Annotated in this window: 2 protein-coding genes; both read left to right on the forward strand. The window is 71.8% G+C overall.

All coding sequences use genetic code 11. The features are described 5' to 3' along the window. Positions 1-422: 422 nt before the first annotated feature. The gene (locus G4D83_RS45075) at positions 423-866 is read left to right on the forward strand and encodes a hypothetical protein (protein ID WP_476703760.1); all 444 of its coding nucleotides are present in this window, start codon (positions 423-425) and stop codon (positions 864-866) included. Between the two features lie 156 nt (positions 867-1,022). Next, complete coding sequence (locus tag G4D83_RS45080; RefSeq protein WP_163871148.1) at positions 1,023-2,384, forward strand: DDE-type integrase/transposase/recombinase; 1,362 nt, start codon at positions 1,023-1,025, stop codon at positions 2,382-2,384. The last annotated feature ends 128 nt before the right edge of the window (positions 2,385-2,512 follow it).

Raw genomic sequence — 2,512 nt, forward strand, 5'->3', positions numbered from 1 at the left:
TGTTGCTGAGCGAAGTGGTTGATGGAGATCGCGGTCGCGACGAGCGCGCTGGTTGCCGGGAAGGGATGTTGCAGGTCGCGCGGAGTCCAGCAGCGAGCCGGATTCTGGCGCGCCACGCTGCGTGAGGTAGTCCCCGGGGCGCTGAGAGGACGGGGCGCGGCGGTGTTCGCCAGCTCGCGTGCGAGAAAGGTGACCTGGAGCGTGCGCCAACACGCTCACAGGTCGAGCGCCCCGCTTGACGTGTGAGAGAGAAGCGAGGCACCCAAGGAGTCGTACGGACGCGCGTCGGCGTCAAGTCCTGGGCGGCACAGATGCCGTCCGTGTCGGCGGTACGCCCGGCGAGCTGCGCCGCTTGCGGCGCGGCGAGCCGCCCTGTGGGAGGGCCGCTGGGGCTTCATGGGCATGGCAGCCGGAGCCGCCAGGTGCGCGGGCCGCTGGACGCTGGCGCGTCGCCCGTCCTCGTGGAGCTGCGCGTGCGACGCTACCGCTGCCGTGCGTGCGGCGTGTCGCAGACGGTAGTGCCCGCGGAGGTGCTGGCCAGGAAGCTGTATTCGCTCGCAGCCATCGCCTGGGCGCTCGCCCTGTGGGGCCTCGAGTCGCTGACGGCTGCGGCGGTGCGCAGGCGCGTGAGTCCGTGGGACGTGGTGGGGCCGGGGAGCGCCGGGCGCTGGGACTCCCTCCGCCGCTGGGCCGGGGAGGCCAGGCGCGGGAGGCTGCTCTGCTGCGTGCGCTTGGCGCCCACGGACTGGACGGCGCGAGCGGTGGCCGCACGAGCGGCGTCGACAGTCGCCGCCTTCGCGCTACCGGGGACGGGACCGCCATCGCTGTCCGCCTGTGCCTTCCGGGGGGCCGAGCGCGCTCGCTGAGGGACTCGCTCCGCGTCCCTCGGCTCGCCCCGCTTTAGAAGTCCGTCCCACCCGACAAGCCCCGTCCTCGAAGGCCTGCCTATGGCGGGACGGTAGGCGTCTGCCCTCCCAAGAGGCCCATGCCGGGATGAGGGGGGGACGGGAAGTCCGCGCGAAATGAAGAGCCTCACCCCGAAGTCCCACGCCGAGGCGGTGGCGGTGTTTCGCCACGGAGTCATCGGCGTCCTCACCCAGGCGCAGATGGACCGAGGCCAGCTCGCCTCGGCGCTCGAGGCCCTCGCCCAGCAGCGCTTCGTGCCGCCGGGCGCCAAGGCGAGCCACTGCTACTCGGCGGCCACGCTCGAGCGCTGGTACTACGCGTACAAGAAGCGCGGCCTCTCAGGCCTCGCCCCGCGCGGCCGCAGCGACAAGGGCCGCGCCCAGCAGCTCTCGGCGGCCCAGCGCGAGCTGCTGCTCGACATCCGGCGGGAGTACCCGTCCGCGTCCGTGACGCTCATCCTTCGCACGCTCGTCACCGATGGCCGGCTGGAGAAGGACGCCGTCTCGGCGACGACGGTGCGCCGCCTCTTCGCGCAAGCAGGACTTGACCGCGTCGGGATGCGCGACGGCAGCGGCACGAAGACGCGCCTGCGCTGGCAGGCCGAGCGCCCCATGGCCCTGTGGCACGCGGACGTGTGTCATGGGCCTGGACTCACCGTCGGGGGCAAGTCGCTGCCCTTGCGCATCCACGCGCTGCTGGACGACGCGAGTCGGTACGTCGTGGCGCTGGAGGCCCACCACACCGAGCGGGAGGTGGACATGCTGGGCCTCATGGTGCGCGCCCTGCGCAAGCACGGTCCGCCGGACGCTCTCTACCTGGACAATGGCGCCACGTACCGGGGCGAGACGCTCGCCACTGCGTGCGCTCGCATCGGCACATCACTCTTGCACGCCAGGCCCTATGACGCCCCCGCCCGCGGGAAGATGGAGCGCTTCTGGCGCACGCTGCGCGAGGGCTGCCTCGACTTCCTCGGGCCCGTCGCCTCCCTGCACGACGTCAATGTCCGCCTCTGCGCCTTCCTCGACGCGCACTACCACGTCACCTCGCACGCTTCCCTCATGGGCGCGACACCGAAAGACGTCTTCGAGGCCGCGCCCAGGGCGCCCGATGGCTTCGACGAGGTGAAGCTGCGCGAGGCCCTCACCACCCGCATCCGCCGGCGCGTGCGGCGCGACACCACCGTCGCTGTCGATGGCGCCGACTACGAGCTCGACGCAGGCCACCTCGCCGGACGCCTCGTGCACCTGTGCCGCTGCCTTGTCGACCTGGGCGAGACTCCCTGGGCCGAATTCGAGGGCAAGCGCTACACACTCCACCCAGTCGACGCGGTGAAGAACGCGCGCCGCAAGAGGCCGCTGCGTCGGCCTCCCCTCCACGACGAGACGTACCGGCCACACCCCGCGTTTGACCCGCCCCGCGCGCTCCTCGACCGCGCCGTCGGGCGTCCTCCTCGGCATCGCGATGGAGGTGCTTCATGACGCCCGCCTACGTCACCCACTTCGGCTTCTGCGATGCGCCCTTCTCCAAGGAGATTGCCGACGCGGACCTCTGGCTGCCAGCTTCCAAGACGGACCTCGTCGAGCAACTCTGCGAGGCCGTACGCGAG

It is taken from the genome of Myxococcus eversor, from assembly GCF_010894455.1.
Lineage (GTDB): Bacteria > Myxococcota > Myxococcia > Myxococcales > Myxococcaceae > Myxococcus > Myxococcus eversor.

What these genes read in the sequence shown, in the direction of transcription:
- G4D83_RS45080 (WP_163871148.1), top strand. Translation starts at nt 1,023, where the DNA reads ATGAAGAGCCTCACCCCGAAGTCCCACGCCGAGGCGGTGGCGGTGTTT.